Annotated in this window: 30 protein-coding genes; 19 read left to right on the top strand and 11 right to left on the bottom strand. The window is 60.5% G+C overall.

Going from position 1 to position 23,719, the window contains the following annotated elements:
* From EJA71_RS00645 to pilG, 4 genes are all read right to left on the bottom strand, one after another.
* Positions 1-2,061, bottom strand: coding sequence for a methyl-accepting chemotaxis protein (locus tag EJA71_RS00645; protein ID WP_158953392.1), 2,061 nt, complete (start codon positions 2,059-2,061; stop codon positions 1-3).
* Positions 2,062-2,215: 154 nt separating this feature from the next.
* A complete protein-coding gene (locus tag EJA71_RS00640; RefSeq protein WP_095049470.1) occupies positions 2,216-2,755 on the bottom strand; it encodes a chemotaxis protein CheW in 540 nt (179 codons plus the stop codon).
* A gap of 10 nt (positions 2,756-2,765) precedes the next feature.
* On the bottom strand, positions 2,766-3,131 hold the full coding sequence (pilH, locus tag EJA71_RS00635; protein WP_007913674.1) for a twitching motility response regulator PilH: 366 nt from the start codon (positions 3,129-3,131) through the stop codon (positions 2,766-2,768).
* A gap of 60 nt (positions 3,132-3,191) precedes the next feature.
* Positions 3,192-3,596: a twitching motility response regulator PilG gene (gene pilG, locus EJA71_RS00630; protein ID WP_007913673.1), complete on the bottom strand. Its 405-nt coding sequence runs from the start codon at positions 3,594-3,596 to the stop codon at positions 3,192-3,194.
* A gap of 225 nt (positions 3,597-3,821) precedes the next feature.
* On the opposite strand from pilG, the gene gshB reads away from it, so the two are divergent.
* The 7 genes from gshB to EJA71_RS00595 all read left to right on the top strand — a co-directional run bounded on the left by gshB (position 3,822) and on the right by EJA71_RS00595 (position 9,830).
* Entirely contained in the window at positions 3,822-4,793 is a 972-nt protein-coding gene (gene gshB, locus EJA71_RS00625; protein ID WP_158953390.1) for a glutathione synthase, read from the top strand.
* Between the two features lie 107 nt (positions 4,794-4,900).
* Positions 4,901-5,800, top strand: a complete 900-nt coding sequence (locus EJA71_RS00620) for an energy transducer TonB (protein ID WP_158953388.1) — start codon at positions 4,901-4,903, stop codon at positions 5,798-5,800.
* A gap of 134 nt (positions 5,801-5,934) precedes the next feature.
* Positions 5,935-6,507: a YqgE/AlgH family protein gene (locus EJA71_RS00615; protein WP_158953386.1), complete on the top strand. Its 573-nt coding sequence runs from the start codon at positions 5,935-5,937 to the stop codon at positions 6,505-6,507.
* The gene (gene ruvX, locus EJA71_RS00610) at positions 6,507-6,944 is read left to right on the top strand and encodes a Holliday junction resolvase RuvX (protein WP_064589634.1); all 438 of its coding nucleotides are present in this window, start codon (positions 6,507-6,509) and stop codon (positions 6,942-6,944) included. Before EJA71_RS00615 ends, ruvX begins: the two co-directional genes overlap by 1 nt.
* Positions 6,945-7,024: 80 nt before the next feature.
* Positions 7,025-7,531, top strand: coding sequence for a bifunctional pyr operon transcriptional regulator/uracil phosphoribosyltransferase PyrR (gene pyrR, locus EJA71_RS00605; RefSeq protein ID WP_053124709.1), 507 nt, complete (start codon positions 7,025-7,027; stop codon positions 7,529-7,531).
* 26 nt (positions 7,532-7,557) lie between these two features.
* The gene (locus EJA71_RS00600; protein WP_007913665.1) at positions 7,558-8,562 is read left to right on the top strand and encodes an aspartate carbamoyltransferase catalytic subunit; all 1,005 of its coding nucleotides are present in this window, start codon (positions 7,558-7,560) and stop codon (positions 8,560-8,562) included.
* Positions 8,559-9,830, top strand: a complete 1,272-nt coding sequence (locus EJA71_RS00595; RefSeq protein WP_158953384.1) for a dihydroorotase — start codon at positions 8,559-8,561, stop codon at positions 9,828-9,830. Before EJA71_RS00600 ends, EJA71_RS00595 begins: the two co-directional genes overlap by 4 nt.
* Positions 9,831-9,932: 102 nt before the next feature.
* Here the strand turns inward: EJA71_RS00595 and EJA71_RS00590 are convergent, their stop codons facing one another.
* Complete coding sequence (locus tag EJA71_RS00590) at positions 9,933-10,346, bottom strand: TM2 domain-containing protein (RefSeq protein ID WP_178113635.1); 414 nt, start codon at positions 10,344-10,346, stop codon at positions 9,933-9,935.
* A gap of 266 nt (positions 10,347-10,612) precedes the next feature.
* On the opposite strand from EJA71_RS00590, the gene EJA71_RS00585 reads away from it, so the two are divergent.
* Positions 10,613-11,230 (top strand): C40 family peptidase, encoded by a 618-nt coding sequence (locus EJA71_RS00585; protein WP_016985978.1) that lies wholly within the window; start codon positions 10,613-10,615, stop codon positions 11,228-11,230.
* Positions 11,231-11,355: 125 nt separating this feature from the next.
* On the opposite strand, the gene EJA71_RS00575 is transcribed toward EJA71_RS00585, so the two are convergent.
* Entirely contained in the window at positions 11,356-12,390 is a 1,035-nt protein-coding gene (locus tag EJA71_RS00575) for a type IV pilus twitching motility protein PilT (RefSeq protein ID WP_158953380.1), read from the bottom strand.
* A 56-nt stretch (positions 12,391-12,446) separates the two neighbouring features.
* Between EJA71_RS00575 and EJA71_RS00570 the strand changes: the two genes are divergently transcribed.
* From EJA71_RS00570 to EJA71_RS00525, 10 genes are all read left to right on the top strand, one after another.
* A complete protein-coding gene (locus EJA71_RS00570) occupies positions 12,447-13,133 on the top strand; it encodes a YggS family pyridoxal phosphate-dependent enzyme (protein ID WP_158953378.1) in 687 nt (228 codons plus the stop codon).
* A 23-nt stretch (positions 13,134-13,156) separates the two neighbouring features.
* Positions 13,157-13,975: a pyrroline-5-carboxylate reductase gene (proC, locus tag EJA71_RS00565; protein ID WP_158953376.1), complete on the top strand. Its 819-nt coding sequence runs from the start codon at positions 13,157-13,159 to the stop codon at positions 13,973-13,975.
* A 10-nt stretch (positions 13,976-13,985) separates the two neighbouring features.
* On the top strand, positions 13,986-14,576 hold the full coding sequence (locus EJA71_RS00560; protein WP_095049462.1) for a YggT family protein: 591 nt from the start codon (positions 13,986-13,988) through the stop codon (positions 14,574-14,576).
* On the top strand, positions 14,573-14,860 hold the full coding sequence (locus tag EJA71_RS00555) for a DUF167 domain-containing protein (RefSeq protein ID WP_158953374.1): 288 nt from the start codon (positions 14,573-14,575) through the stop codon (positions 14,858-14,860). The genes EJA71_RS00560 and EJA71_RS00555 overlap by 4 nt, the downstream gene beginning before the upstream one ends.
* A 179-nt stretch (positions 14,861-15,039) precedes the next feature.
* Positions 15,040-16,179: a homoserine O-acetyltransferase gene (locus tag EJA71_RS00550; protein WP_158953372.1), complete on the top strand. Its 1,140-nt coding sequence runs from the start codon at positions 15,040-15,042 to the stop codon at positions 16,177-16,179.
* A gap of 7 nt (positions 16,180-16,186) precedes the next feature.
* Entirely contained in the window at positions 16,187-16,807 is a 621-nt protein-coding gene (gene metW, locus EJA71_RS00545) for a methionine biosynthesis protein MetW (RefSeq protein ID WP_158953370.1), read from the top strand.
* A gap of 25 nt (positions 16,808-16,832) precedes the next feature.
* Positions 16,833-17,267, top strand: a complete 435-nt coding sequence (locus tag EJA71_RS00540; protein WP_158953368.1) for a DUF4426 domain-containing protein — start codon at positions 16,833-16,835, stop codon at positions 17,265-17,267.
* Positions 17,264-17,860 (top strand): RdgB/HAM1 family non-canonical purine NTP pyrophosphatase, encoded by a 597-nt coding sequence (gene rdgB, locus EJA71_RS00535; protein WP_008083802.1) that lies wholly within the window; start codon positions 17,264-17,266, stop codon positions 17,858-17,860. The genes EJA71_RS00540 and rdgB overlap by 4 nt, the downstream gene beginning before the upstream one ends.
* Entirely contained in the window at positions 17,857-19,062 is a 1,206-nt protein-coding gene (gene hemW, locus EJA71_RS00530; protein WP_158953366.1) for a radical SAM family heme chaperone HemW, read from the top strand. The genes rdgB and hemW overlap by 4 nt, the downstream gene beginning before the upstream one ends.
* A gap of 35 nt (positions 19,063-19,097) precedes the next feature.
* Complete coding sequence (locus EJA71_RS00525) at positions 19,098-19,421, top strand: DUF3392 domain-containing protein (RefSeq protein WP_064116274.1); 324 nt, start codon at positions 19,098-19,100, stop codon at positions 19,419-19,421.
* 134 nt (positions 19,422-19,555) lie between these two features.
* Here EJA71_RS00525 and trmB read toward each other — a convergent pair whose 3' ends face one another.
* From trmB to EJA71_RS00505, 4 genes are all read right to left on the bottom strand, one after another.
* Positions 19,556-20,281 (bottom strand): tRNA (guanosine(46)-N7)-methyltransferase TrmB, encoded by a 726-nt coding sequence (gene trmB / locus EJA71_RS00520; protein ID WP_158953364.1) that lies wholly within the window; start codon positions 20,279-20,281, stop codon positions 19,556-19,558.
* 9 nt (positions 20,282-20,290) lie between these two features.
* Positions 20,291-21,085 (bottom strand): thiazole synthase, encoded by a 795-nt coding sequence (locus tag EJA71_RS00515; RefSeq protein WP_007913621.1) that lies wholly within the window; start codon positions 21,083-21,085, stop codon positions 20,291-20,293.
* A 60-nt stretch (positions 21,086-21,145) separates the two neighbouring features.
* Entirely contained in the window at positions 21,146-21,346 is a 201-nt protein-coding gene (gene thiS / locus EJA71_RS00510) for a sulfur carrier protein ThiS (RefSeq protein WP_122604433.1), read from the bottom strand.
* A 71-nt stretch (positions 21,347-21,417) separates the two neighbouring features.
* The gene (locus tag EJA71_RS00505) at positions 21,418-21,798 is read right to left on the bottom strand and encodes a DUF423 domain-containing protein (protein ID WP_158953362.1); all 381 of its coding nucleotides are present in this window, start codon (positions 21,796-21,798) and stop codon (positions 21,418-21,420) included.
* A gap of 74 nt (positions 21,799-21,872) precedes the next feature.
* Here EJA71_RS00505 and mtgA point away from each other — a divergent pair, with 74 nt between their 5' ends.
* Positions 21,873-22,595, top strand: a complete 723-nt coding sequence (gene mtgA / locus EJA71_RS00500; protein WP_007913618.1) for a monofunctional biosynthetic peptidoglycan transglycosylase — start codon at positions 21,873-21,875, stop codon at positions 22,593-22,595.
* Positions 22,596-22,801: 206 nt separating this feature from the next.
* On the opposite strand, the gene rpoH is transcribed toward mtgA, so the two are convergent.
* Positions 22,802-23,656, bottom strand: coding sequence for an RNA polymerase sigma factor RpoH (rpoH, locus tag EJA71_RS00495; RefSeq protein WP_042561557.1), 855 nt, complete (start codon positions 23,654-23,656; stop codon positions 22,802-22,804).
* Positions 23,657-23,719 lie beyond the last annotated feature (63 nt).

Below are 23,719 nucleotides of genomic sequence, written 5' to 3'. Positions count from 1 at the left end.
TCACACTTTATCCGTCGCCGGCGCGGACGCTGCCGGCAAGGTGAATCCGGACACCGAGCGCCGCAGCTGACTGGCCATTTTCGCCAGGTTGCCGATGCTTTCGGCGGTGGCCGTGGAGCCGGACGAGGTCTGCGAGGTGATCTGCTGGATCACGTTCATCGTCAGCGAGATCTGCCCGGCGGAAGACGTCTGCTGCTGCGCCGCGTTGGAGATGCTTTGAATCAGCGCCGCGAGGGTCTTCGACACGCCTTCGATTTCTTCCAGGGCCACCCCGGCATCCTGCGCCAGTCGCGCACCGCGCACCACTTCGGTGGTGGTTTGCTCCATCGAGATTACGGCTTCGTTGGTGTCGGTCTGGATCGCCCGCACCAGGGTTTCGATCTGCCGGGTGGCGGCAGACGAGCGCTCGGCGAGGCGCTGCACTTCGTCGGCGACCACGGCAAAACCGCGCCCGGCGTCACCGGCCATCGACGCCTGAATCGCCGCGTTGAGGGCGAGGATGTTGGTTTGGTCGGCGATGTCGTCGATCAGGCTGACGATGTCGCCGATTTCCTGCGACGACTCGCCGAGACGCTTGATGCGTTTGGCGGTGTCTTGAATCTGCTCGCGAATGTTGTCCATGCCGTGGATGGTGTTGTGCACCACCTCGTTGCCCTTGTTGGCGATTTCCACGGAACGCTCGGCCACCGCAGAAGACTCGGCGGCGTTGGCTGAAACCTGATCGATGGACTGCGCCATATCGCTGATCGCGGTCGAGGCTTCGGAAATCTGCTGGGCTTGATGCTCCGAGGCCTGGGCCAAGTGCATGGCGGTGGCCTGGGTTTCCTGCACCGCAGCGGCAACTTGGCCGGCGGTGAGGTTGATCGTCGCGACCAGATCACGCAGTTGGTCGACGGAATAGTTGATCGAGTCGGCGATGGTGCCGGTGAAGTCTTCGGTCACCGAGGCGGTCACCGTGAGGTCGCCGTCGGCGAGGTCTTCGATCTCGTCGAGCAGACGCATGATCGCGTTCTGGTTACGCTCGTTCTTCTCGGCGGTTTCGCGCAGTTGCCGGTTGGTTTCACGGACCATGACCAGACCGATGAGGATGATCGAGGCCAGCGCCAGCAAGCCAAGGACGTAGCCGCCGATGGTGTCGGTGTTGCGCCCGCCAGCAAGGTTCTCGAAACCGGTGGCCAGGTGCGAGGCTTCGTCGAGCAGGGTTTGCGAGAGGCTGAAGATGTTGCTCGCCGATTCGCGAACCTTGAACAGCTCTGGGGAGGTTTCGAGGATTTCATCGACGGAGCCGGAGACGAACTGGAACAGCTCGGAGATTTCACTCAAACGCGCACGGGCGTCGCGGTCTTCGACCTGGCTGATTTTCAGCGCCGGGTTGCCTTGCAGCATGCCGTTGAGCACTTGGCCGAAACGCGTGGCGTCGCGGCCAAAGGCGTCGGCGGCTTGTTGGGAGTTTTCGTCACCGGCGAGCACAGTGTTGACCGCACCGAGGATACGTTCGGCCAGCAGCGACTGACGCTGGGCCATCGCCACTTGGGCGGCCGGGGCACCACGCTGGAGGAGGATTTCGACGACTTTTTCGTATTCGATCTGCAACTGCGGCACGGTTTCGGCCAGGGTCGCGGCCACCTGATGCAGCGACAGCACAGTCTGTTCGCTGGAGAGAATGGCGTCGGTGTTTTTCAGCAGGCGTTCCCAGTCGAGCTGCACGGCGCGCATTTCCGGGCGCACGGTGGCGGGTGCCGGTGGCAGGCCGGTGACCGGATCGCCCTTTTTCAGGTAACCCCAGCGCTGGGCGAAATCGTTGCGTGCATCGCTGAGCAACTTGAACGCGGCGGCCTTGCCGGCGGCGGCTTCGGTGGCGTTCTTGGCGATGCGTTGCGAGAGCACACGCAGCTCACCGGCGTGGCCGATGTACTGTTTGTCGTAGTTCGCCTGGGTGTTGAGGTAAGCGAAGTTGGCGAACAGCAGCATGATGAACACGATCAGTGCGATGAACAGCACGATGATCTGCGAGCGACTGCGCGATCCTTCCGCCGGCTTGCCTGTTTTTGCTTTTATCATCGGTCCTCGCCCTTAACCCACACCTTTGAGGCCTGCTGCAATCCCTGTGGGAGCGAGCTTGCTCGCGAAAGCGCTGGGTCAGCCAATATTTATCTCGCCTGACACGCCCTCTTCGCGAGCAAGCTCGCTCCCACAGGGGACGGTGTTGAATCTGTTATATCGCCACGCTCATGAACACCGGGGACTTGGCCAGCGCAAACAGGCTGAACACCCGCCAGTTCTGCTCGCGCCGAAAATAGCCTTTGACGAACTCGGCCTTCGAGCCCTGGCGTTTGCTGATCGACAGCGGTTCAAAGCTGTTCTGCTCAAAGTGCTGCAAGCCAATAACCTCATCGACCATCAACCCGGCAAACACATCCCCATGCTCGACCACCAACACCCGCCGCTGTTTACGCAGCGGCGACAGTTCATGGCCGAAGAAGCCGCACAGATCCATGATCGGCAGCAGCCGTCCGCGCAGATTAGCCACGCCCTTGACCCACGGCTTGACCCCTGGCAACTGGGTGAAGCGCGGTTCGTGCAGCACTTCGCTGACTTCACCCATCGGCGCCACATACCAGTGCTCGCCGAGGCGAAAGCCGATGCCGCTCCAGCGATCCTGACGTGCCGGTTGCGATGGCAAGTCCGCCGCCAGCAAGCGGCAGCGCTGGTCGATTTGCCAGAGCAGTTCGAACGCGGTCAGCGATTCGCTCATGGTCGCGCGATCAGCCTTTGAGCACGTTGTTCAGGGTCTTGATCAGGGTGTCTTCGTCGACCGGTTTGGTCAGGTAGTCCTTGGCGCCCTGACGGGTGCCCCAGACCTTGTCGGTTTCCTGATCCTTGGTGGTGATGATGATCACCGGGATGTGGCTGGTGTCGGCGTCCTTGGTCAACTGGCGAGTGGCCTGAAAACCGTTGAGGCCGGGCATGACGATGTCCATCAGTACCGCGTCGGGTTTTTCCTGACGGGCCAGGGCCACACCATCGGCGCCGTTTTCGGCCTTGAGCACTTCATGGCCGTGCTTTTCGAGCATGCCGGTGAGTTTGTACATTTCAGTCGGCGAATCATCGACGATCAGGATACGTGCCATGGTTTTCCCCATTTTTCTTGTCGACGCCCGGCCCGCTGGCCGAGCGTCACTGTACGTGTCTTACTGCGGCAAAACGGCGGCGAAGCCCGGAACATGGGCCTGGATCGCGTTGAGCAGTTCTTCCTTGCTGAAAGGCTTGGTCAAAAATTGATCGGAACCGACAATCCGCCCCTTGGCCTTGTCGAACAACCCGTCGCGCGACGACAGCATGATCACCGGCGTGGCCTTGAACGCACTGTTGTTCTTGATTAAAGCGCAGGTCTGATAACCATCCAGACGCGGCATCATGATGTCGACAAAAATGATCCCTGGGTGGTTGTCGGCGATCTTCGCCAGGGCGTCGAAACCGTCGATCGCCGTGATCACTTCGCAACCGACATTCTTCAACAATGTTTCGGCGGTGCGACGAATCGTTTTCGAGTCGTCGATCACCATGACCTTCAAGGCGCTGGACTGCTGTTCCATAAGAGGGCTCTACCGTCGCCTTTGCGAATCAATTTGTCCGTTTTGCGGTTATGAATGGCTCGAAACCCTTGATGTTCAAGGGCCAGCACGCTACGCCAGCCTTTTTAGCACAGTCTCCAGATGCAATCTATCGACGGGTTTTTCCTTGACCGAAAACCCGCCCGGCGCCACTCTGGCGGCACTTTTTCAATACCGATCCGGTAGCCAATTTTCGAGGAAAACCCAATGAGCGTTCGCGTCGGGATTGTCATGGACCCTATCGCCAGCATCTCCTATAAAAAGGATAGCTCGCTGGCCATGCTGCTGGCCGCGCAGAAGCGTGGTTGGGAACTGTTTTACATGGAGCAGAGCGACCTGTACCAGGCCGAAGGCCAGGCACGGGGGCGCATGAAGCCGCTGAAAGTCTTCGCCAACCCGGAAAAATGGTTCGAGCTGGACGCCGAGCAGGACAACCTGCTGAGCGATCTGGACGTGATCCTGATGCGCAAGGATCCGCCGTTCGACATGGAGTTCGTCTACTCCACCTACCTGCTCGAGCAGGCCGAAACCGCTGGCGTGCTGGTGGTGAACAAGCCGCAGAGCCTGCGCGACTGCAATGAAAAGCTGTTCGCGACCCTGTTCCCGCAGTGCACGCCGCCAACCATCGTCAGCCGTCGCCCGGACGTGCTGCGTGAATTCGCCGACCATCACGGCGACGTGATCCTCAAGCCGCTGGACGGCATGGGCGGTTCGTCGATCTTCCGTCACACCGCCGGCCACCCGAACCTCTCGGTGATCCTCGAAACCCTGACCTTGCACGGCAAGCAGCAGATCATGATTCAGGGCTACCTGCCGGCTATCGTCGATGGCGACAAGCGCATCCTGATGATCGACGGCGAGCCAGTGGATTACTGCCTGGCGCGGATTCCGGCACTCGGCGAAACCCGTGGCAACCTCGCCGCCGGTGGCCGTGGTGAGGCGCGCCCGCTGACTGACAAGGATCGCTGGATCGCCGCACAAGTCGGCCCGACCCTGCGTGAGAAAGGCCTGCTGTTCGTTGGCCTCGATGTGATCGGCGAAAGCCTCACCGAAATCAACGTGACCAGCCCGACCTGCATCCGTGAAATCGACAATGCCTTCGGCACTGACATTGGCGGCATGCTGATGGATGCCATCGCCAAGAAGCTGCAAGCCGCCGGCAAATTGCCACAAGCTTGATGCACGTCACATGCAGTCTGTCGCTTGAAGCGTGAAGCCCAAGGCGTGAAACCAACATTGCGTTATCATGCGCAGCCTCTGAAAAGCGCGATGTTGGTTTTCTTGTCATGACCCTCCCGTCCGATCTGCCCGCAGAACTCGCCCATCGTGGCGTGCGCCCGGCCGATCGCCTCGGTTTTACCCTGTTCCTCGCGGCGCTGATTCACTTGGCGCTGCTGCTCGGCATCGGCTTCACGATGGTCGAGCCCAAGCAGATCAGCAAAACCCTGGAAATCACCCTCGCCACCTTCAAGAGCGAAAAGAAGCCGGAGAAGGCTGATTTCCTCGCGCAAGAGCATCAAGAAGGCAGCGGCACGCTGGACAAGAAGGCGATTCCGAAGACCACCGAGGTCGCGCCATTCCAGGACAATCAGGTCAAGAAAGTCACCCCGCCACCGGCCGCCAAGCCGGAAGTGCAGGAGGCCGCGCCCAAGGCTGCGGTGACCACCGTCGCGCCGAAGCCAAAAAAGGCGCCAACCAAGAAAGAAGAAACCAAGACCGAGGTCAAACCGACGGTCGATGCGCCGGAATTCGACAGCTCGCAGCTGTCCAGCGACATCGCCAGCCTCGAAGCCGAACTGGCCAAGGAACAACAGCTTTACGCCAAGCGCCCTCGCATCCATCGCTTGAGCGCCGCCTCGACCATGCGCGACAAGGGTGCCTGGTACAAGGACGACTGGCGCAAGAAGGTCGAGCGTATCGGCAACCTCAATTACCCGGAAGAAGCCCGGCGCAAGCAAATCTACGGCAATTTGCGCCTGATGGTCTCGATCAACCGCGACGGCTCGCTGTATGAAGTGCTGGTGCTGGAATCTTCCGGCCAGCCGCTACTGGATCAGGCAGCACAGCGCATCGTCCGACTGGCGGCACCGTTTGCGCCGTTTACCGGGGACTTGTCGGATATCGACCGTCTGGAAATCATTCGTACCTGGAAATTTGCCCGGGGCGACAAGCTCTCAAGCAATTAAGGGCAAGATCAAAAGATCGCAGCCTTCGGCAGCTCCTACATTGGCCTGCATTCACATGTAGGAGCTGCCGAAGGCTGCGATCTTTTGGCGGCTTCAGCTTGTCAGTTCGCCCCCCGAACGCCACACTAGCGCACATGAAAAACGTCAGCCCCAGCTACCTCAAGCATCAATTCCTGATCGCCATGCCACACATGGCCGACCCGAACTTTGCCCACACCTTGACCTACATCGTCGAGCATACGGCCAATGGCGCTATGGGGATTGTGGTCAACCGGCCGCAAGAGCTGAATCTGGCCGACATTCTTGAGCAACTGCGCCCCGACATCGACCCGCCAGCACTGTGCCAGCACGTGCCGATCTTCATCGGCGGCCCGGTACAGACCGATCGCGGTTTTGTGCTGCACCCGGCGGGAAAAACCTTCCAGGCCACCGCGCAGCTGGATGGCGATCTGGCCCTGTCGACCTCGCAGGACGTACTGTTCGCCATCGCTGACGGCGTCGGCCCGGCAAAAAGCCTGATTGCCCTCGGTTATGCCGGTTGGGAAGCCGGGCAACTGGAAGCGGAACTCGCCGACAACGCTTGGCTGACCTGCCCGTACGACGCCGACATCCTCTTCAACACCAGCAGCGAACTGCGCCTCGAAGCGGCGGCCAAGCACCTGGGGATCAACCTCAGCCTGCTGACCAGCCAGGCAGGACACGCCTGATGGCCCTGCGCCTGATTCTCGGCTTCGACTACGGCACCAAACAGATCGGCGTTGCCGTCGGTCAGGTGATCACTGGCCAGGCCCGCGAGCTGTGCACCTTGAAGGCACAGAACGGCGTGCCGGACTGGAACCAGGTCGAAGCCCTTATAAAAGAATGGAAACCCGACGCCGTGGTCGTCGGCCTGCCGCTGAACATGGACGGCACGCCGAGCGACATGTGCGTGCGCGCGGAGAAATTCGCCCGGCGCCTCAATGGCCGCTTCAACCTGCCCTTCTATACCCACGACGAGCGCCTGACCACGTTTGAAGCCAAAGGCGAGCGCCTGGCCCGTGGCGGTCAGAAAGGCAGCTACCGCGACAACCCGGTGGACGCCATCGCCGCCGCTCTGCTGTTGCAGGGCTGGCTCGATGAAAACACTGCATTGTTTGAATCCTGACAAGCGCTTCGGCGCTTTTCTTTTGAGTAAAAAACCGAGTCGCGTCCAAGGACCCGACTCGCCCCCAACAAGGAGCAACCATGAGCCTGCCAAATCCCGCCGATCTGATCAGCCAGATGGCGACCCGCCTCAAGGCGCACCTTGCCCAGCGTGACATCACTGAACCGCGTTACATCGGCATTCGCACCGGCGGCATCTGGGTCGCGCAGGCTCTGCTCAAGGAATTGGGCAGCGACGCGCCTCTGGGCACGCTCGACGTGTCCTTCTACCGCGATGACTTCAGCCAGAACGGCTTGCACCCGCAAGTGCGCCCGTCGGCCCTGCCCTTCGAGATCGAAGGCCAGCATCTGGTGCTGATCGACGACGTATTGATGAGCGGTCGCACTATCCGCGCCGCACTGAACGAATTGTTCGACTACGGCCGCCCGGCCAGCGTGACCCTGGTCTGCCTGTTGGACCTGGACGCCGGCGAGCTGCCGATCCGCCCGAACGTGGTCGGCGCGACCTTGGCGCTGGCCGCTCACGAACGGGTGAAGCTGTCCGGCCCCGAGCCGCTGACGCTCGAACTACAAGACATGTCCCTTTAATCGCCCTATTGAGAGTCCCCTTCGCGATGACGCCTCTAGATACCAAGCGCCCGCTGCAGCTCAATGATCAGGGCCAGCTGCGCCACTTCCTCTCGCTCGACGGCTTGCGCCGCGAGTTGCTGACGGAAATCCTCGACACTGCCGACTCGTTCCTCGAAGTCGGTGCCCGGGCGGTGAAGAAAGTCCCGTTGCTGCGCGGCAAGACCGTGTGCAACGTGTTCTTCGAGAACTCCACGCGCACCCGCACCACCTTCGAACTGGCCGCCCAGCGGCTGTCGGCGGACGTGATCACCCTGAACGTGTCGACCTCGTCGGCGAGCAAGGGTGAAACCCTGCTCGACACCCTGCGCAACCTTGAAGCCATGGCCGCCGACATGTTCGTCGTGCGCCACGGTGATTCCGGCGCCGCGCACTTCATCGCCGAACATGTGTGCCCGCAAGTGGCGATCATCAACGGCGGCGACGGCCGTCACGCGCACCCGACGCAGGGCATGCTCGACATGCTCACCATCCGTCGGCACAAGGGCGGTTTTGAAAACCTCTCGGTGGCCATCGTCGGCGACATCCTGCACTCGCGGGTTGCGCGCTCGAACATGCTCGCGCTGAAGACCCTCGGTTGCCCGGACATCCGCGTGATTGCGCCGAAAACCCTGCTGCCGATCGGCATCGAGCAATACGGCGTGAAGGTCTACACCGACATGACCGAAGGCCTGAAAGACGTCGACGTGGTGATCATGCTGCGCCTGCAACGTGAACGCATGACCGGCGGCCTGCTGCCGAGCGAAGGCGAGTTCTACCGCTTGTTCGGCCTGACCACCGCGCGTCTGGCCGGGGCCAAACCGGATTGCATCGTCATGCACCCGGGGCCGATCAACCGTGGCGTGGAAATCGAGTCCGCAGTGGCCGACGGCCCGCACTCGGTGATCCTCAATCAAGTGACTTATGGCATCGCAATTCGTATGGCCGTGCTGTCCATGGCCATGAGCGGGCAGACTGCCCAGCGCCAATTCGAGCAGGAGAACGCCCAGTGAAGCTCAGCATTCTCGGCGCACGCGTCATCGATCCAAGCAGCGGCCTGGATCAAGTCACTGACATTCACGTTGAAGCCTGCAAGATCGTCGCCCTCGGCGCCGCTCCAGCGGGTTTCACGGCAGTAGAAACCATCGACGCCCAAGGCCTCGTCGCCGCTCCGGGCCTCGTCGATCTGAACGTTGCCCTGCGCGAGCCGGGTTACAGCCGCAAAGGCTCGATCATCAGCGAAACCCGCGCAGCCGCTGCTGGCGGCGTGACCAGCCTGTGCTGCCCGCCGAAAACCAAACCGGTGCTCGACACCTCCGCCGTGGCCGAACTGATCCTCGACCGCGCCCGCGAAGCCGGCAACACCAAAGTCTTTCCGATCGGCGCGCTGAGCAAAGGTCTGGACGGCGAGCAACTGGCTGAACTGGTGGCGCTGCGCGACGCTGGTTGCGTGGCGTTCGGCAACGGACTGGAGAGTTTCCGCAATACCCGCACTCTGTGCCGGGCGCTGGAGTACGCAGCGACCTTCGACCTGACGGTGATTTTCAATTCGCAGGATCACGACTTGGCTGAAGGTGGCTTGGCCCATGAAGGCGCAGTTGCCAGTTTCCTCGGCTTGCCAGGGATTCCGGAAACTGCTGAAACCGTGGCATTGGCCCGTGATCTGCTGCTGGTCGAGCAGACCGGCGTGCGTGCGCATTTCAGCCAGTTGACCAGCGCTCGCGGCGTTGCCCTGATCGCTCAGGCTCAGGCCCGTGGTTTGAAGGTGACGGCGGATGTCGCGCTGTATCAGCTGATTCTGACTGACGAAGCGCTGATCGACTTCAGCAGCCTCTATCACGTGCAACCGCCGCTACGCACCCGTGCGGATCGCGATGGTCTGCGCGAAGCAGTGAAGTCCGGCGTGATCTCGGCGATCTCCAGCCATCACCAGCCGCACGAGCGTGACGCCAAACTGGCACCGTTCGGCGCGACCGAGCCGGGCATCAGCAGTGTTGAACTGTTGCTGCCATTGGCGATGACGTTGGTGGAGGATGGGTTGCTGGATCTGCCGACGTTGCTGGCACGCCTGAGTGCAGGCCCGGCTGAAGCCTTGCGCCTGCCGGCGGGCAAACTGGCGGTCGGTGGCGCAGCAGATATCGTGCTGTTCGATCCGAAGGCGTCGACAGTGGCCGGTGAGAACTGGTTGTCGAAGGGCGAGAACTGCCCGTTCCTTGGGCACAGTCTGCCGGGTGTGGTTCGCTATACGCTAGTGGATGGGCGGATCAGCCACCAGGCTTGATACCGGGTTGCCCCCATTCGCTGGCAAGCCAGCTCCCACAAGGTCATGCGCTATCTTTGGGTCAGCGCAAAAACCTGTGGGAGCTGGCTTGCCAGCGATGGCTTACTGGAAGGCACCTCTGCCCTCGGCGTTGCGTACGGACACCTGATCATTCAGCGTCCAAAAGTCATACAGCACGCCAAGAAAGAACAACCCACCCGTCAGCAGATAGATCAATCCGCTGATCCATTTCCCCTGATACATCCGGTGCACACCCAGTGCGCCAAGGAACGTCAGCAGAATCCACGCCACGTTGTATTCGATCGGCCCTGCGGTAAAACGCAGATCCGCCTCACGATCCATTGCCGGGATCAGGAACAGGTCGATCAACCAGCCAATCCCCAGCAGACCGAAGGTGAAAAACCAGATCGTCCCGGTCACCGGTTTGCCGTAATAGAAGCGATGAGCGCCGGTAAATCCGAAGATCCACAGCAGATAACCGATGATTTTGCTGTGTGTATCTTGCGGCTGAGCAATTTGTTGATAGCGGTTCATGAAGACCTCGATTCACACGATAGATAAATATTCTTGAATTCTTTGTGACTTTTTTACAGGTTGCCGACGTACGGCAAATGTTACCGTTGCTACCGTCAAAGCCTTATAGCACCTGACTTCTGTCCGACAATTGCGTCCATTTCCCGCTTATTTGGTTCCGTTGACGGCCAACTGAATCGACCAACGGACTCGGAATGAAAAAAAACTCTGTTATAAAGTTGCGCGCTATCACTGAAGAGCCACGCCTAATGCGACCATTTTTCAAGACATGGCTGACCATCTGCCTATTAATGCCACTGGCCGCCCACGCCACCAATCGTGAGCAACGTCTTCCTAACGTTAACGGCTTCACCCCTAAATCCCATGCTTCGGCTCCCTCGAGCAAAAGCAGCAAAAGCAAAACCACCACGCTGAGCAGCAAGAGTCACAGCAAGCTGGTGCCACCGATGGCGAGCAAGGAAAGCAGCAACGTGCTGAGCCGTGCGGTAAACGTCCTCGGTACGCCTTATCGTTGGGGCGGCAGCAGCCCAAGTAAAGGCTTCGATTGCAGCGGTCTGGTGAAATACGCGTTCAACGACGCCACGTTCGACCTGCCACGCACCTCGAACGCCATGGCCAGCGGCCACGGCGAGAAAGTCGAGCGCAAGGATCTGAAACCGGGCGACCTGATTTTCTTCAACATCAAGAGCCGTCGGGTCAACCACGTTGCCATCTACCTGGGCAACGACCGCTTCATCCACGCCCCGCGTCGTGGCAAAGCGGTGAGCATCGACACGCTGAACAAGCCGTATTGGCAGCAGCATTACGTGGTTGCCAAGCGGGTGTTGCCGAAAGAACAGAGCCAAATGCGCGTGGTTCAGCGCTAACACCATACCGATCGTTCCCACGCTCCGCGTGGGAATGCCTCAATGGACGCTCCGCGTCCGCTTCGGCAGGGACGCAGAGCGTCCCGGGCTGCATTCCCACGCAGAGCGTGGGAACGATCACCCCCTCAGAAATTATCCGGCGTACGCGCCTTCTCCCGCGCATGCTCGCGGCTGATCAAGCCCTTGGTCACCAGATCCTTCAGGCACATGTCCAGCGTCTGCATCCCCAACGACCCACCCGTTTGAATCGCCGAATACATCTGCGCGACCTTGTCCTCACGGATCAGGTTACGGATCGCCGACGTGCCCAGCATGATCTCGTGCGCCGCCACCCGTCCGCCGCCGATCTTCTTGATCAGCGTTTGCGAAACCACCGCCAGCAACGACTCCGACAGCATTGAGCGGACCATCGACTTCTCGTCACCGGGAAACACGTCCACCACACGGTCGATGGTTTTCGCCGCCGAGGTCGTGTGCAACGTGCCGAATACCAAGTGCCCGGTTTCGGCAGCAGTCAGCGCCAAGCGGATGGTTTCCAGATCGCGCATTTCACCCACCAGAATTACATCAGGGTCTTCGCGCAGCGCCGAACGCAAAGCGGTGGCGAAACTGCGGGTATCACGATGAACTTCGCGTTGATTGATCAGGCATTTGCGCGATTCGTGAACGAATTCGATCGGATCTTCAATGGTCAGGATGTGGTGATGGCGATGGGTATTGAGGTAATCGATCATCGCCGCCAGCGTGGTCGACTTGCCCGAACCGGTCGGCCCGGTGACCAGCACCAGCCCGCGCGGGGCGTCGGTGATCTTGCGAAAGACATCGCCCATGCCGAGGTCGTCCATGCTCAGCACTTTAGACGGAATGGTCCGAAATACGGCGCCGGCACCACGGTTCTGGTTGAACGCGTTAACCCGAAAGCGCGCCACGCCGGGGACTTCGAAAGAAAAGTCGGTTTCCAGATGTTTCTCGAAGTCGACCCGCTGGGTGTCGTTCATGATGTCGTAGATCAATTCGTGCACTTGCTTGTGATCCAGCGGCGGCAGATTGATCCGCCGCACATCGCCATCGACACGGATCATCGGCGGCAGACCGGCCGACAGATGCAGGTCGGAAGCGCCTTGTTTGGCGCTGAAGGCCAGCAGTTCAGTGATATCCATAGCGCTCCTCAATTCCAGTAGAATGCCGCGAACCTTCAGACCGCCGGCGCCTCTTGATGTCCACGATAGCAGACAACATTCTCCACGTTGGTTCGCGCATCCAGACCGCGACCCAAGCCGCACACCGTCCTGAAAACAGTGTCCAGTTGCTCGCCGTGAGCAAGACCAAACCCGCCGAAGCGTTGCGCGAAGCGTATGCCGCCGGCCTGCGCGACTTTGGCGAGAATTACTTGCAGGAAGCCTTGGGCAAACAGCTCGAACTGGCCGACCTGCCCTTGATCTGGCACTTCATCGGCCCCATTCAATCGAACAAGACTCGTGCGATTGCCGAGCATTTCGACTGGGTGCACTCCGTGGATCGCCTGAAAATCGCTCAACGTCTGTCTGAACAGCGCCCGGCCGAACTGCCGCCGCTGAACATCTGCATTCAGGTCAATGTCAGCGGTGAAGCCAGTAAATCCGGCTGCACCCCTGACGATCTGCCGGCGCTGGCCGCTGCGATCAGCGCTTTGCCGCGTTTGAAATTGCGCGGGCTGATGGCGATTCCCGAGCCGACCGAAGATCGCGCCGAACAAGACGCGGCGTTCGCCGCTGTGCAGAAATTGCAGGCGAGTCTCGATCTGCCGCTCGACACACTTTCCATGGGCATGAGCCACGATCTCGAGTCGGCCATTGCCCAAGGCGCCACCTGGGTGCGTATCGGTACGGCCCTGTTCGGCGCCCGCGACTATTCCCAATCTTGAACGTTTCCAGATAAGGACCACACATGAGCAACACACGTATTGCGTTTATCGGTGCGGGCAACATGGCGGCCAGCCTGATCGGCGGCCTGCGCGCTAAAGGTCTGGAAGCGGAGAAGATCCGCGCCAGTGATCCGGGCGAAGAAACCCGCGCCAAGGTCAGCGCCGAGCACGGCATCGAAACCTTCGCTGACAACGCCCAGGCCATCGACGGCGTCGATGTGATCGTCCTGGCGGTCAAGCCACAGGCAATGAAAGCCGTGTGCGAAGCGATTCGCCCGAGCCTGAAACCGAATCAACTGGTGGTCTCCATCGCGGCCGGCATCACTTGCGCGAGCATGACCGCATGGCTCGGCGAGCAGCCGATCGTGCGCTGCATGCCGAACACCCCGGCACTGCTGCGTCAGGGCGTCAGCGGCTTGTACGCGACCAGCGAAGTGACCGCCGAGCAGCGGCAGCAGGCTGAAGAGTTGCTGTCCGCCGTCGGTATCGCGCTGTGGCTGAACGAAGAACAACAACTGGATGCGGTGACGGCAGTGTCCGGTTCCGGCCCTGCCTACTTCTTCCTGCTGATCGAAGCCATGACCGCTGCCGGGGTCAAACTCGGTCTGCCGAAGGACATCGCCGAGCAACTGACCCTGCAGACCGCGCTGGGCGCCGCACACATGGCCGTCTCCAGCGATGTCGATGCTGCCGAACTGCGTCGTCGCGTGACGTCGCCAAACGGCACCACCGAAGCCGCGATCAAATCATTCCAGGCCAATGGCTTCGAAGCCCTGGTCGAAACTGCACTCGGCGCCGCCGCGCACCGCTCGGCCGAAATGGCCGAACAACTGGGCAAATAAGGAGCCTTACATGATTGGATTGAACACTGCAGCGGTTTACGTGCTGCAAACCCTCGGCAGTCTGTACCTGCTGATCGTGCTGCTGCGCTTCGTCCTGCAACTGGTGCGGGCGAACTTCTACAACCCGCTGTGCCAGTTCATCGTCAAAGCCACCCAGCCGCTGCTCAAGCCATTGCGCCGGATCATCCCAAGCCTGTTCGGCCTCGACATGTCGTCGCTGGTGCTGGCGATTCTGGTGCAACTGGCGCTGATGGCGCTGACTCTGCTGCTGACTTACGGCACCACCGGCAACCCGTTGCAATTGTTTATCTGGTCGCTGATCGGCGTGACCGCGCTGTTCCTGAAGATCTTCTTCTTCGCCCTGATCATCAGCGTGATTCTGTCGTGGGTCGCGCCAGGCAGCCACAATCCGGGCGCTGAACTGGTCAACCAGATCTGTGAGCCGGCACTGGCGCCGTTCCGCAAAATCCTGCCAAACCTCGGTGGTCTGGATCTGTCGCCGATCTTTGCCTTCCTCGCGCTGAAGCTGATCGACATGCTGGTGATCAACAATCTGGCCGCGATGACGATGATGCCGGAAATCCTCCGTCTGCTGATGTGAGCTGGTTTCGATGGGACGGTGATGACTTGATCCTCGAGTGTCACCTGCAACCGGCAGCCCGCAGCGATGACTTCGCCGGGCTGCACGGCGATCGCCTGAAGATCCGCCTGACCGCGCCGCCGGTTGAAGGCAAGGCCAATGCGTATCTGATGGGCTTTCTGGCCAAAGCGTTTGGAGTTTCCAAGAGCCAGGTCAGTTTGCTCAGTGGCGAGTTGAACCGGCAGAAGCGGGTGAAGATCTGCTCGCCGAAGAAGTTGCCGGATTTGCCTGATCTGACGCGCTGATCGTTCCCACGCTCTGCGTGGGAATGCATCCCGGGACGCTCCGCGTCCCTCGCCGAAGCGGACGCGGAGCGTCCAATGAGGCATTCCCACGCGGAGCGTGGGAACGAGCGCAGGTAGTTGCTTGCCGCTAACCCCCCCGGTCTTTAGACTTACGCCTCATTTCAACGAGAGCAGGGTCGATGCCAACTGCCTTTCCCCCCGATTCTGTTGGTCTGGTGACGCCGCAAACCGCGCACTTCAGCGAACCGCTGGCGCTGGCCTGTGGCCGTTCGCTGGCCGCCTATGACCTGATCTACGAAACCTACGGCACGCTGAACGCACAAGCGAGCAACGCTGTGCTGATTTGCCACGCCTTGTCCGGCCACCACCACGCTGCCGGCTACCACAGCGTCGACGACCGCAAGCCCGGTTGGTGGGACAGCTGCATCGGCCCCGGCAAACCGATCGACACCAACAAGTTCTTCGTGGTCAGCCTGAATAATCTGGGCGGCTGCAACGGCTCCACCGGCCCGAGCAGCATCAATTCGGAGACCGGCAAACCGTTCGGTGCCGACTTCCCGGTGCTCACCGTGGAAGACTGGGTACACAGCCAGGCACACCTCGCTGACCTGCTCGGCATCGGCCAGTGGGCGGCGGTGATCGGCGGCAGCCTCGGCGGCATGCAGGCGCTGCAATGGACCATCACTTACCCGGATCGCGTACGTCACTGCCTGGCCATCGCTTCGGCACCGAAGTTGTCGGCGCAGAACATCGCCTTCAACGAGGTCGCGCGTCAGGCGATCCTCACGGACCCGGAATTCCACGGCGGTTCGTTCCAGGAAGCGGGCGTGATTCCCAAGCGCGGCTTGATGCTGGCGCGCATGGTCGGCCACATCACTTACCTGTCCGACGATTCGATGGGCGAGAAATTCGGCCGTGGCCTGAAGAGCGAAAAGCTCAACTATGACTTCCACAGTGTCGAGTTCCAGGTCGAAAGCTACCTGCGTTATCAGGGCGAAGAGTTCTCCGGACGCTTCGACGCCAACACTTATCTGTTGATGACCAAGGCGCTGGATTACTTCGATCCGGCAGCGAACTTCGACGATGATCTGGCAAAAACCTTCGAAAACGCCACGGCCAAGTTCTGCGTGATGTCGTTCACCACCGACTGGCGCTTCTCCCCGGCCCGTTCGCGGGAGCTGGTGGATGCGCTGATGGCGGCGCGCAAAGACGTCAGCTATCTGGAAATCGATGCGCCGCAGGGCCACGACGCCTTCCTGATTCCGATCCCGCGCTACTTGCAGGCGTTCGGCAATTACATGAACCGCATCACGTTGTGAGAAAGCCATGAGAGCTGATCTGGAAATCATCCAGGAATGGATCCCCGCCGGCAGCCGCGTCCTCGACCTCGGTTGCGGTGACGGCGAACTGCTGACCTGGCTGCGCGACAACAAGAACGTCACCGGTTATGGCCTGGAAAACGACGCCGACAACATCGCCGAGTGCGTGGCCAAAGGCGTCAACGTTATCGAGCAGGATCTGGACAAGGGGCTGGGCAACTTCGCCAGCAACAGTTTCGACATCGTCGTCATGACCCAGGCCCTGCAAGCCGTGCACTACCCGGACAAGATCCTCGACGAAATGCTCCGGGTCGGTCGTCAGTGCATCATCACCTTCCCGAATTTCGGTCACTGGCGCTGCCGCTGGTACCTGGCGAGCAAGGGCCGGATGCCGGTCTCCGAGTTTCTGCCGTACACCTGGTACAACACGCCGAACATCCACTTCTGCACCTTCGAAGACTTTGAAGAACTGTGTCGCGAACGTCATGCGAAGGTCATTGATCGGCTTGCCGTGGATCAACAGCACCGTCACGGGTGGGCCAGTAAGCTATGGCCTAATCTGTTAGGTGAGATCGGCATCTACCGCGTCAGCAGCCCACAGCTCGCAGACCACAAGGTCGCGGTCTGAGCCACGTCATTTCGAGGAGACGATCATGGGTCGTTTAGCGTTGTTGTTATTGACTGCCTGCCTGAGCGCCAGCGCGCTGGCGGCCGACGTCATCAAGGGTGAGCGTCAGGAAACCTTTGGCGACGTGACGGTGCACTACAACACTTTCAACTCGACGTACCTGCAACCGGACATCGCCAAGGCTGCCGAACTCATTCGCAGCAAGCATCAGGGCGTGATCAATGTCTCGGTGATCAAGGACGGCAAACCGCTGATCGCCGGCGTCACTGGCACGGTCAAAGACCTGACCAGCCAGAGCGTGCCGCTGAATTTCCGTCAGATTACCGAACAGGGCGCGATCTACTACATCGCCCAATACCCGGTGGAACAGCAGGAAACCCGCACCTTTGAAATCAAGGTGCAGAACGGCGACAAGATCAACACTATCAATTTCAACCAAGAACTCTTTCCCGGCGAATGATGAACATCAAGCAGCTCGTACTGGCCAGCCATAACGCCGGCAAACTCAAAGAACTCCAGGCCATGCTCGGCGAATCGGTGCAACTGCGCTCGATTGGTGAGTGGAGCAAGGTCGAGCCGGAAGAAACCGGTCTGTCGTTCGTCGAAAACGCCATTCTCAAGGCACGCAACGCCGCCCGCATTTCCGGGTTGCCGGCGCTGGCGGATGACTCCGGTCTGGCGGTGGATTTCCTCGGTGGCGCGCCGGGCATCTACTCGGCGCGCTATGCCGATGGCAAAGGCGATGCAGCCAACAACGCGAAACTGCTCGACGCCTTGAAAGACGTCCCGGAAGCAGAGCGCGGCGCGCAATTCGTTTGCGTGCTGGCGCTGGTGCGTCATGCCGACGATCCGTTGCCGATCCTCTGCGAAGGCCTGTGGCACGGACGCATCCTGACCGCCGCCAGCGGCGAGCACGGGTTCGGTTACGACCCGCTGTTCTGGGTGCCGGAGCGCGACGTGTCCAGCGCCGAACTGAGCCCGGCCGACAAGAACCAGATCAGCCACCGCGCCCGTGCAATGGATCTGCTGCGCCAGCGTCTGGGCTTGAAATGACCCGTGATTCTTCTGCGTCGTCGCTGATCGTCGGCGGCGCCGCTTCTTCGCCTCGGGCGCCGCTGCCAACGCTGCCACCCCTGGCGCTGTACATCCACATCCCGTGGTGTGTACGCAAATGCCCGTATTGCGACTTTAACTCGCACACCGCCAGCCCGGTTTTGCCGGAGCAGGAATACGTCGACGCGCTGCTGGCCGATCTCGATCAGGATCTGCACGCGGTTTACGGGCGTGAAATCAGCTCGATCTTCTTCGGTGGCGGTACGCCAAGCCTGTTCAGCGCCGAGGCCCTTGGGCGTTTGCTCGAAGGCGTCGAGCAGCGCATTCCGTTTGCCGATGACATCGAAATTACTCTGGAAGCCAATCCGGGTACGTTCGAACAAGAGAAGTTCGTCGCCTACCGCAAGCTGGGGATCAATCGCCTGTCGATCGGCATCCAGAGCTTCCAGCAGGAAAAACTCCAGGCCCTCGGGCGGATTCACAACGGTGACGAAGCGGTGCGCGCGGCCGGGATGGCGCGGCAGGCCGGGTTCGATAACTTCAACCTCGACTTGATGCACGGCTTGCCGGATCAGTCGTTGGAAGATGCCTTGAGCGATCTGCGCCAGGCCATCGCGCTGAATCCTACGCACATCTCCTGGTATCAACTGACGCTGGAGCCGAACACGGTGTTCTGGAATCAGCCGCCAGTACTGCCTGAAGACGACACGCTGTGGGACATTCAAGAGGCGGGGCAAGCGCTGCTGGCCGAGCACGGTTACGCGCAATACGAAGTCTCGGCGTATGCCCAGGCCGGGCGTCCGGCGCGGCATAACCTCAATTACTGGAGTTTTGGCGACTTCATCGGGATCGGCGCCGGTGCGCATGGCAAGCTCAGCCATCCCGACGGGCGCATCGTGCGTACCTGGAAGACACGTCTGCCAAAGGACTATCTCAACCCGGCAAAAAGCTTTCAGGCCGGCGAAAAAGCCCTGACCAATGACGAGATGCCGTTCGAGTTTCTGATGAACGCATTGCGCCTGACTGCCGGAGTCGAATCGCGCCTGTATCCGGAGCGCACTGGCCTGTCGCTGGAAAGCCTCGCCGAAGGCCGGGCAGCGGCAGAACAAAGCGGTCTGTTGCAGGTCGAACCGTCACGTCTGGCGGCCACCGAGCGTGGACAGCTGTTCCTCAACGACTTGCTGCAACAATTTCTGAACTGAGCCCAACCCTCAACTTCAGCTCCAAGGAAAAACGCATGGATTTGATACTCGACCTGCTCGCCACCGTCTCCCGCTGGAGCCGCAGCAACCTCTCGGAAATCGCCTTGGCGCTGGTCGGCTGCCTGCTGGTGCTGTTCGGCGCTGACTTCAAAGGCTGGGTCGAGCAACGCCTGGGCAGCATCGCCGGCGCCTTGCGCGTACCGCTGATGTCGCTGCTTTGCGTGATCGGCAGCGGCGCGGCGCTGATCTATGCCACGCCTTGGGTGGTCAAGGGTTTGAGCCAGTTCAACAACTACAGTTTGGCGCCGGTGTTGTTGGTGGTACTGGTGCTGATCGGCGTAGTCGCCGACCGCCGCTGATCTTTCGGCCGCGTTTGATCGTTCCCATGCTCCGCGTGGGAATGCCTCAATGGACGCTCTGCGTCCGCTGTGGGACGCAGAGCGTCCCGGGCAGCATTCCCACGCAGAGCGTGGGAACGATCATTGCGTGATGCTTAAGCGAGTTTTTCGAACTTCAGATCCCACACGCCATGGCCAAGACGTTCGCCGCGGCGCTCGAACTTGGTGATCGGGCGTTCGGCCGGGCGCGGTACGCACTTGCCGTCTTCGGCGAGGTTGCGGTAGCCCGGGGCGACGTTCATCACTTCCAGCATGTATTCGGCGTACGGTTCCCAGTCGGTGGCCATGTGCAGAATGCCGCCGACCTTCAACTTGCTACGCACCAGCTCAGCGAACGACGCCTGAACGATGCGACGCTTGTGGTGACGGCTCTTGTGCCACGGATCCGGGAAGAACAGCATCAGGCGATCGAGGCTGTTGTCGGCGATGCAACGGTTGAGCACTTCAATCGCGTCGCAATCGTAGACCCGCAGGTTGGTCAGGCCCTGCGTCAGCACGCCATTGAGCAGCGCGCCGACACCCGGACGGTGTACTTCCACGCCGATGAAGTCCTGATCCGGCGCGGCTGCGGCCATTTCCAGCAGCGAGTGGCCCATGCCGAAACCGATCTCCAGCGAGCGCGGTGCCGAACGGCCGAACACTTGATCGTAATCCACCGGCGCGTCAGCCAAGGGCAGCACGTACAGCGGCGCGCCCTGATCCAGACCGCGTTGCTGGCCTTCGGTCATGCGCCCGGCGCGCATCACGAAACTCTTGATGCGGCGGTGTTGGCGCTCGTCGCCTTCTTCCGCCTGGATAGGCGTGTCGTTCGATTCAGTCATCAATGGCTCTTACTTGATCAGACCATCCAGCGGCGAAGAGGCGCTGGCATAGAGTTTTTTCGGCATACGGCCAGCGAGGTAAGCCAGACGGCCTGCAACGATGGCGTGTTTCATGGCTTCAGCCATCATCACCGGTTGCTGGGCGTGGGCGATCGCCGAGTTCATCAGCACCGCATCGCAACCCAGTTCCATGGCGATGGTCGCATCGGACGCAGTGCCGACACCGGCATCGACCAACACAGGAATCTTGGCTTCTTCGAGAATGATCTGCAGGTTGTACGGGTTGCAGATCCCCAGACCGGAACCGATCAGACCGGCCAGCGGCATCACCGCGATGCAGCCGATTTCCGCCAATTGACGGGCGATGATCGGGTCATCACTGGTGTAAACCATCACGTCGAAACCTTCTTTGACCAGCGTTTCGGCGGCCTTGAGGGTTTCGATGACGTTAGGGAACAGGGTTTTCTGGTCGGCCAGTACTTCCAGCTTCACCAGGTTGTGGCCATCGAGCAGCTCACGGGCCAGGCGGCAGGTGCGCACAGCTTCGATGGCGTCGTAGCAACCGGCGGTGTTCGGCAGGAAGGTGTAGCGCTCTGGCGACAGCACGTCGAGCAGGTTCGGCTCGCCTTCGATCTGGCCCAGGTTGGTGCGGCGCACGGCGAAGGTGACGATCTCGGCACCCGAGGCTTCGATGGCCTGACGGGTTTCTTCCATGTCACGGTACTTGCCGGTACCGACCAGCAAACGCGACTGGTAAGTACGACCGGCCAGTACAAAAGGCTTGTCGCTACGAACGATGCTCATGGGGAATCCTCTTTAGGGGTGAGGGTCTTGCAGAATTCTGTGCCCGTACGGGCCGCCCGGTCAGCCGCCGCCGATGGCGTGCACGACTTCGACGTTGTCGCCGTCGTTGAGCGTGGTGTCGGCATGCTGGCTGCGCGGGACGATATCCAGATTGAGTTCGACTGCCACTCGACGTCCGGTCAGTTCCAGACGAGTGATCAGGGCCGCAACGGTCTCGCCGTCGGGCAGTTCAAGGGATTCACCGTTCAACTGAATGCGCATGCGCAACGCCGCCATCATTTTTAGGGGCTGGCATTCTAGCCCGATCATGACCTAAAGGTCAGCACCAAGCGTCAAGCGGTTGGTTGCAAGCGCCAGGCGGCGAGCCCCAAGCACACCCAGCCGGCCAGAAACGCCAGGCCACCGAACGGGGTGATGATGCCGAGCTTGCTGATGCCCGTGGTGGTCAGCACGTAGAGGCTGCCGGAGAACAACACAATGCCGACCACGAAAGAGACGCCAGCCCAAGCAACCAGTCGGCCTTGGATCTGCGTGGCCAGCAGGGCGACACCGAACAATGCCAAGGTGTGCACCAGTTGATAGGTGACGCCCGTGTGGAAAATCGCCAGATACTCCGGCGTTAGACGGCTTTTCAAGCCATGGGCGGCGAATGCGCCCAGCGCGACACCGGTGAAACCGAAAAAAGCGGCCAGCATCAAAAAGCCACGCAGCATGGGGAACTCCAGTCAGACTCGATCGGCAGGGTCTGTATAATGGCCCGCTCCACGGGTTCGGCCAAGCCATCTCTATGCTGCGTACTATTTTCCGTCGTCTCACGAAGGCCCTGCTCTGGTTCGCGGGCGGCAGCGTATTGCTGGTGCTGGTGTTTCGCTTCGTGCCGCCGCCGGGCACGGCGCTGATGGTCGAGCGCAAGGTCGAATCCTGGGTCGATGGCGAGCCGATTGATCTGCAGCGCACCTGGAAGCCGTGGGACGAGATCTCCGACGACCTCAAAGTGGCGGTCATGGCTGGCGAGGATCAGAAGTTTCCCGAGCATTGGGGTTTTGACTTCAGTGCGATTCAGGCCGCACTGGCGCACAACGAGCTCGGCGGCTCGATTCGCGGCGCCAGCACCTTGAGTCAGCAGGTTTCGAAAAACCTGTTTCTGTGGGCCGGGCGCAGCTATCTGCGTAAAGGTCTGGAAGCCTGGTTTACTGCCTTGATCGAAGTGTTCTGGCCGAAGCAGCGAATTCTTGAGGTGTACCTGAACAGCGTCGAGTGGGATGACGGGGTGTTTGGTGCCGAGGCTGCGGCCCGCCATCACTTTGGCGTGAGCGCTAAGTCGCTGTCCCGGCAGCAGGCGAGTTATCTGGCTGCCGTACTGCCAAACCCACGCGTCTGGAGTGCCAGCCATCCAACCGCTTATGTGTCGCGCCGGGCTGGGTGGATTCGCCAGCAGATGAGTCAGTTGGGTGGGGATAGTTATTTGCTTGGGCTTAATGATTCGCGTCGGGCGCCTTGGTCTCGATAGTCAGTCAGTGTTCTTGGAGACACTGAACATCCCTGTGGGAGCGGGCTTGCCCGCGATAGCGATGGCTCAGCCAACATCTACATGACTGACCCGACGCTATCGCTGGCAAGCCAGCTCCCACAGGATTGATGCTGCCCTGCCATACGCGCATAAAAAAACGCCCCGATCATCGCTGATTGGGGCGTTTTTTATTGCCTGCTCGCCGGTTATGCGGCGATCGACAACTTGAGCTTGTTCATCGCGCTCTTCTCGAGCTGACGGATCCGCTCGGCCGACACGTTGTACTTCTGCGCCAGATCGTGCAGCGTGGCTTTCTCTTCTGCCAGCCAGCGCTGGTAGAGGATGTCGCGACTGCGCTCGTCCAGCACTTCAAGTGCTTCGTGCAGGTTGTTGTTGGAGTTGTCGCTCCAGTCGGCATCTTCCAGTTGACGCGCCGGGTCGTACCGGTGGTCTTCCAGATAGTTGGCCGGCGACTGGAAAGCGCTGTCATCGTCGGCTTCAGCAGCCGGGTCGAAAGCCATGTCATGGCCGGTCAGGCGACTTTCCATCTCGCGCACCTCACGCGGTTCAACGCCGAGGCTTTCCGCCACACGGTGGACTTCCTCGTTGTTCAGCCACGCCAGACGTTTCTTCTGGCTGCGCAGGTTGAAGAACAGCTTGCGCTGGGCCTTGGTGGTCGCGACTTTCACAATGCGCCAGTTGCGCAGGATGAACTCGTGAATTTCCGCCTTGATCCAGTGCACGGCGAACGACACCAGACGCACACCCATTTCCGGGTTGAAGCGTTTCACAGCCTTCATCAGGCCGACGTTACCTTCCTGGATCAGGTCAGCCTGAGCCAGACCGTAGCCACTGTAGCTACGGGCAATGTGTACGACAAAACGCAGGTGGGCGAGCACCATCTGCCGAGCCGCCCCCAAATCCTGCTCATAGTAGAGACTCTCGGCCAGTTCACGCTCCTGCTCCGGCGTCAGCAATGGAATGCTGTTGACGGTGTGCACATAGGCTTCCAGGTTCGCACCCGGAACCAACGCATACGCAGGTTGCAAAGAATTGGTCATACGAAAAAACCTCCGACTTACATACTCGTGCTTCTCAGCACTGCGAAAAATTGACCGGGAACT

Source organism: Pseudomonas sp. PB106 (genome assembly GCF_009764645.1).
GTDB lineage: Bacteria > Pseudomonadota > Gammaproteobacteria > Pseudomonadales > Pseudomonadaceae > Aquipseudomonas.
This window is presented reverse-complemented; position numbering and strand designations above follow the sequence as displayed.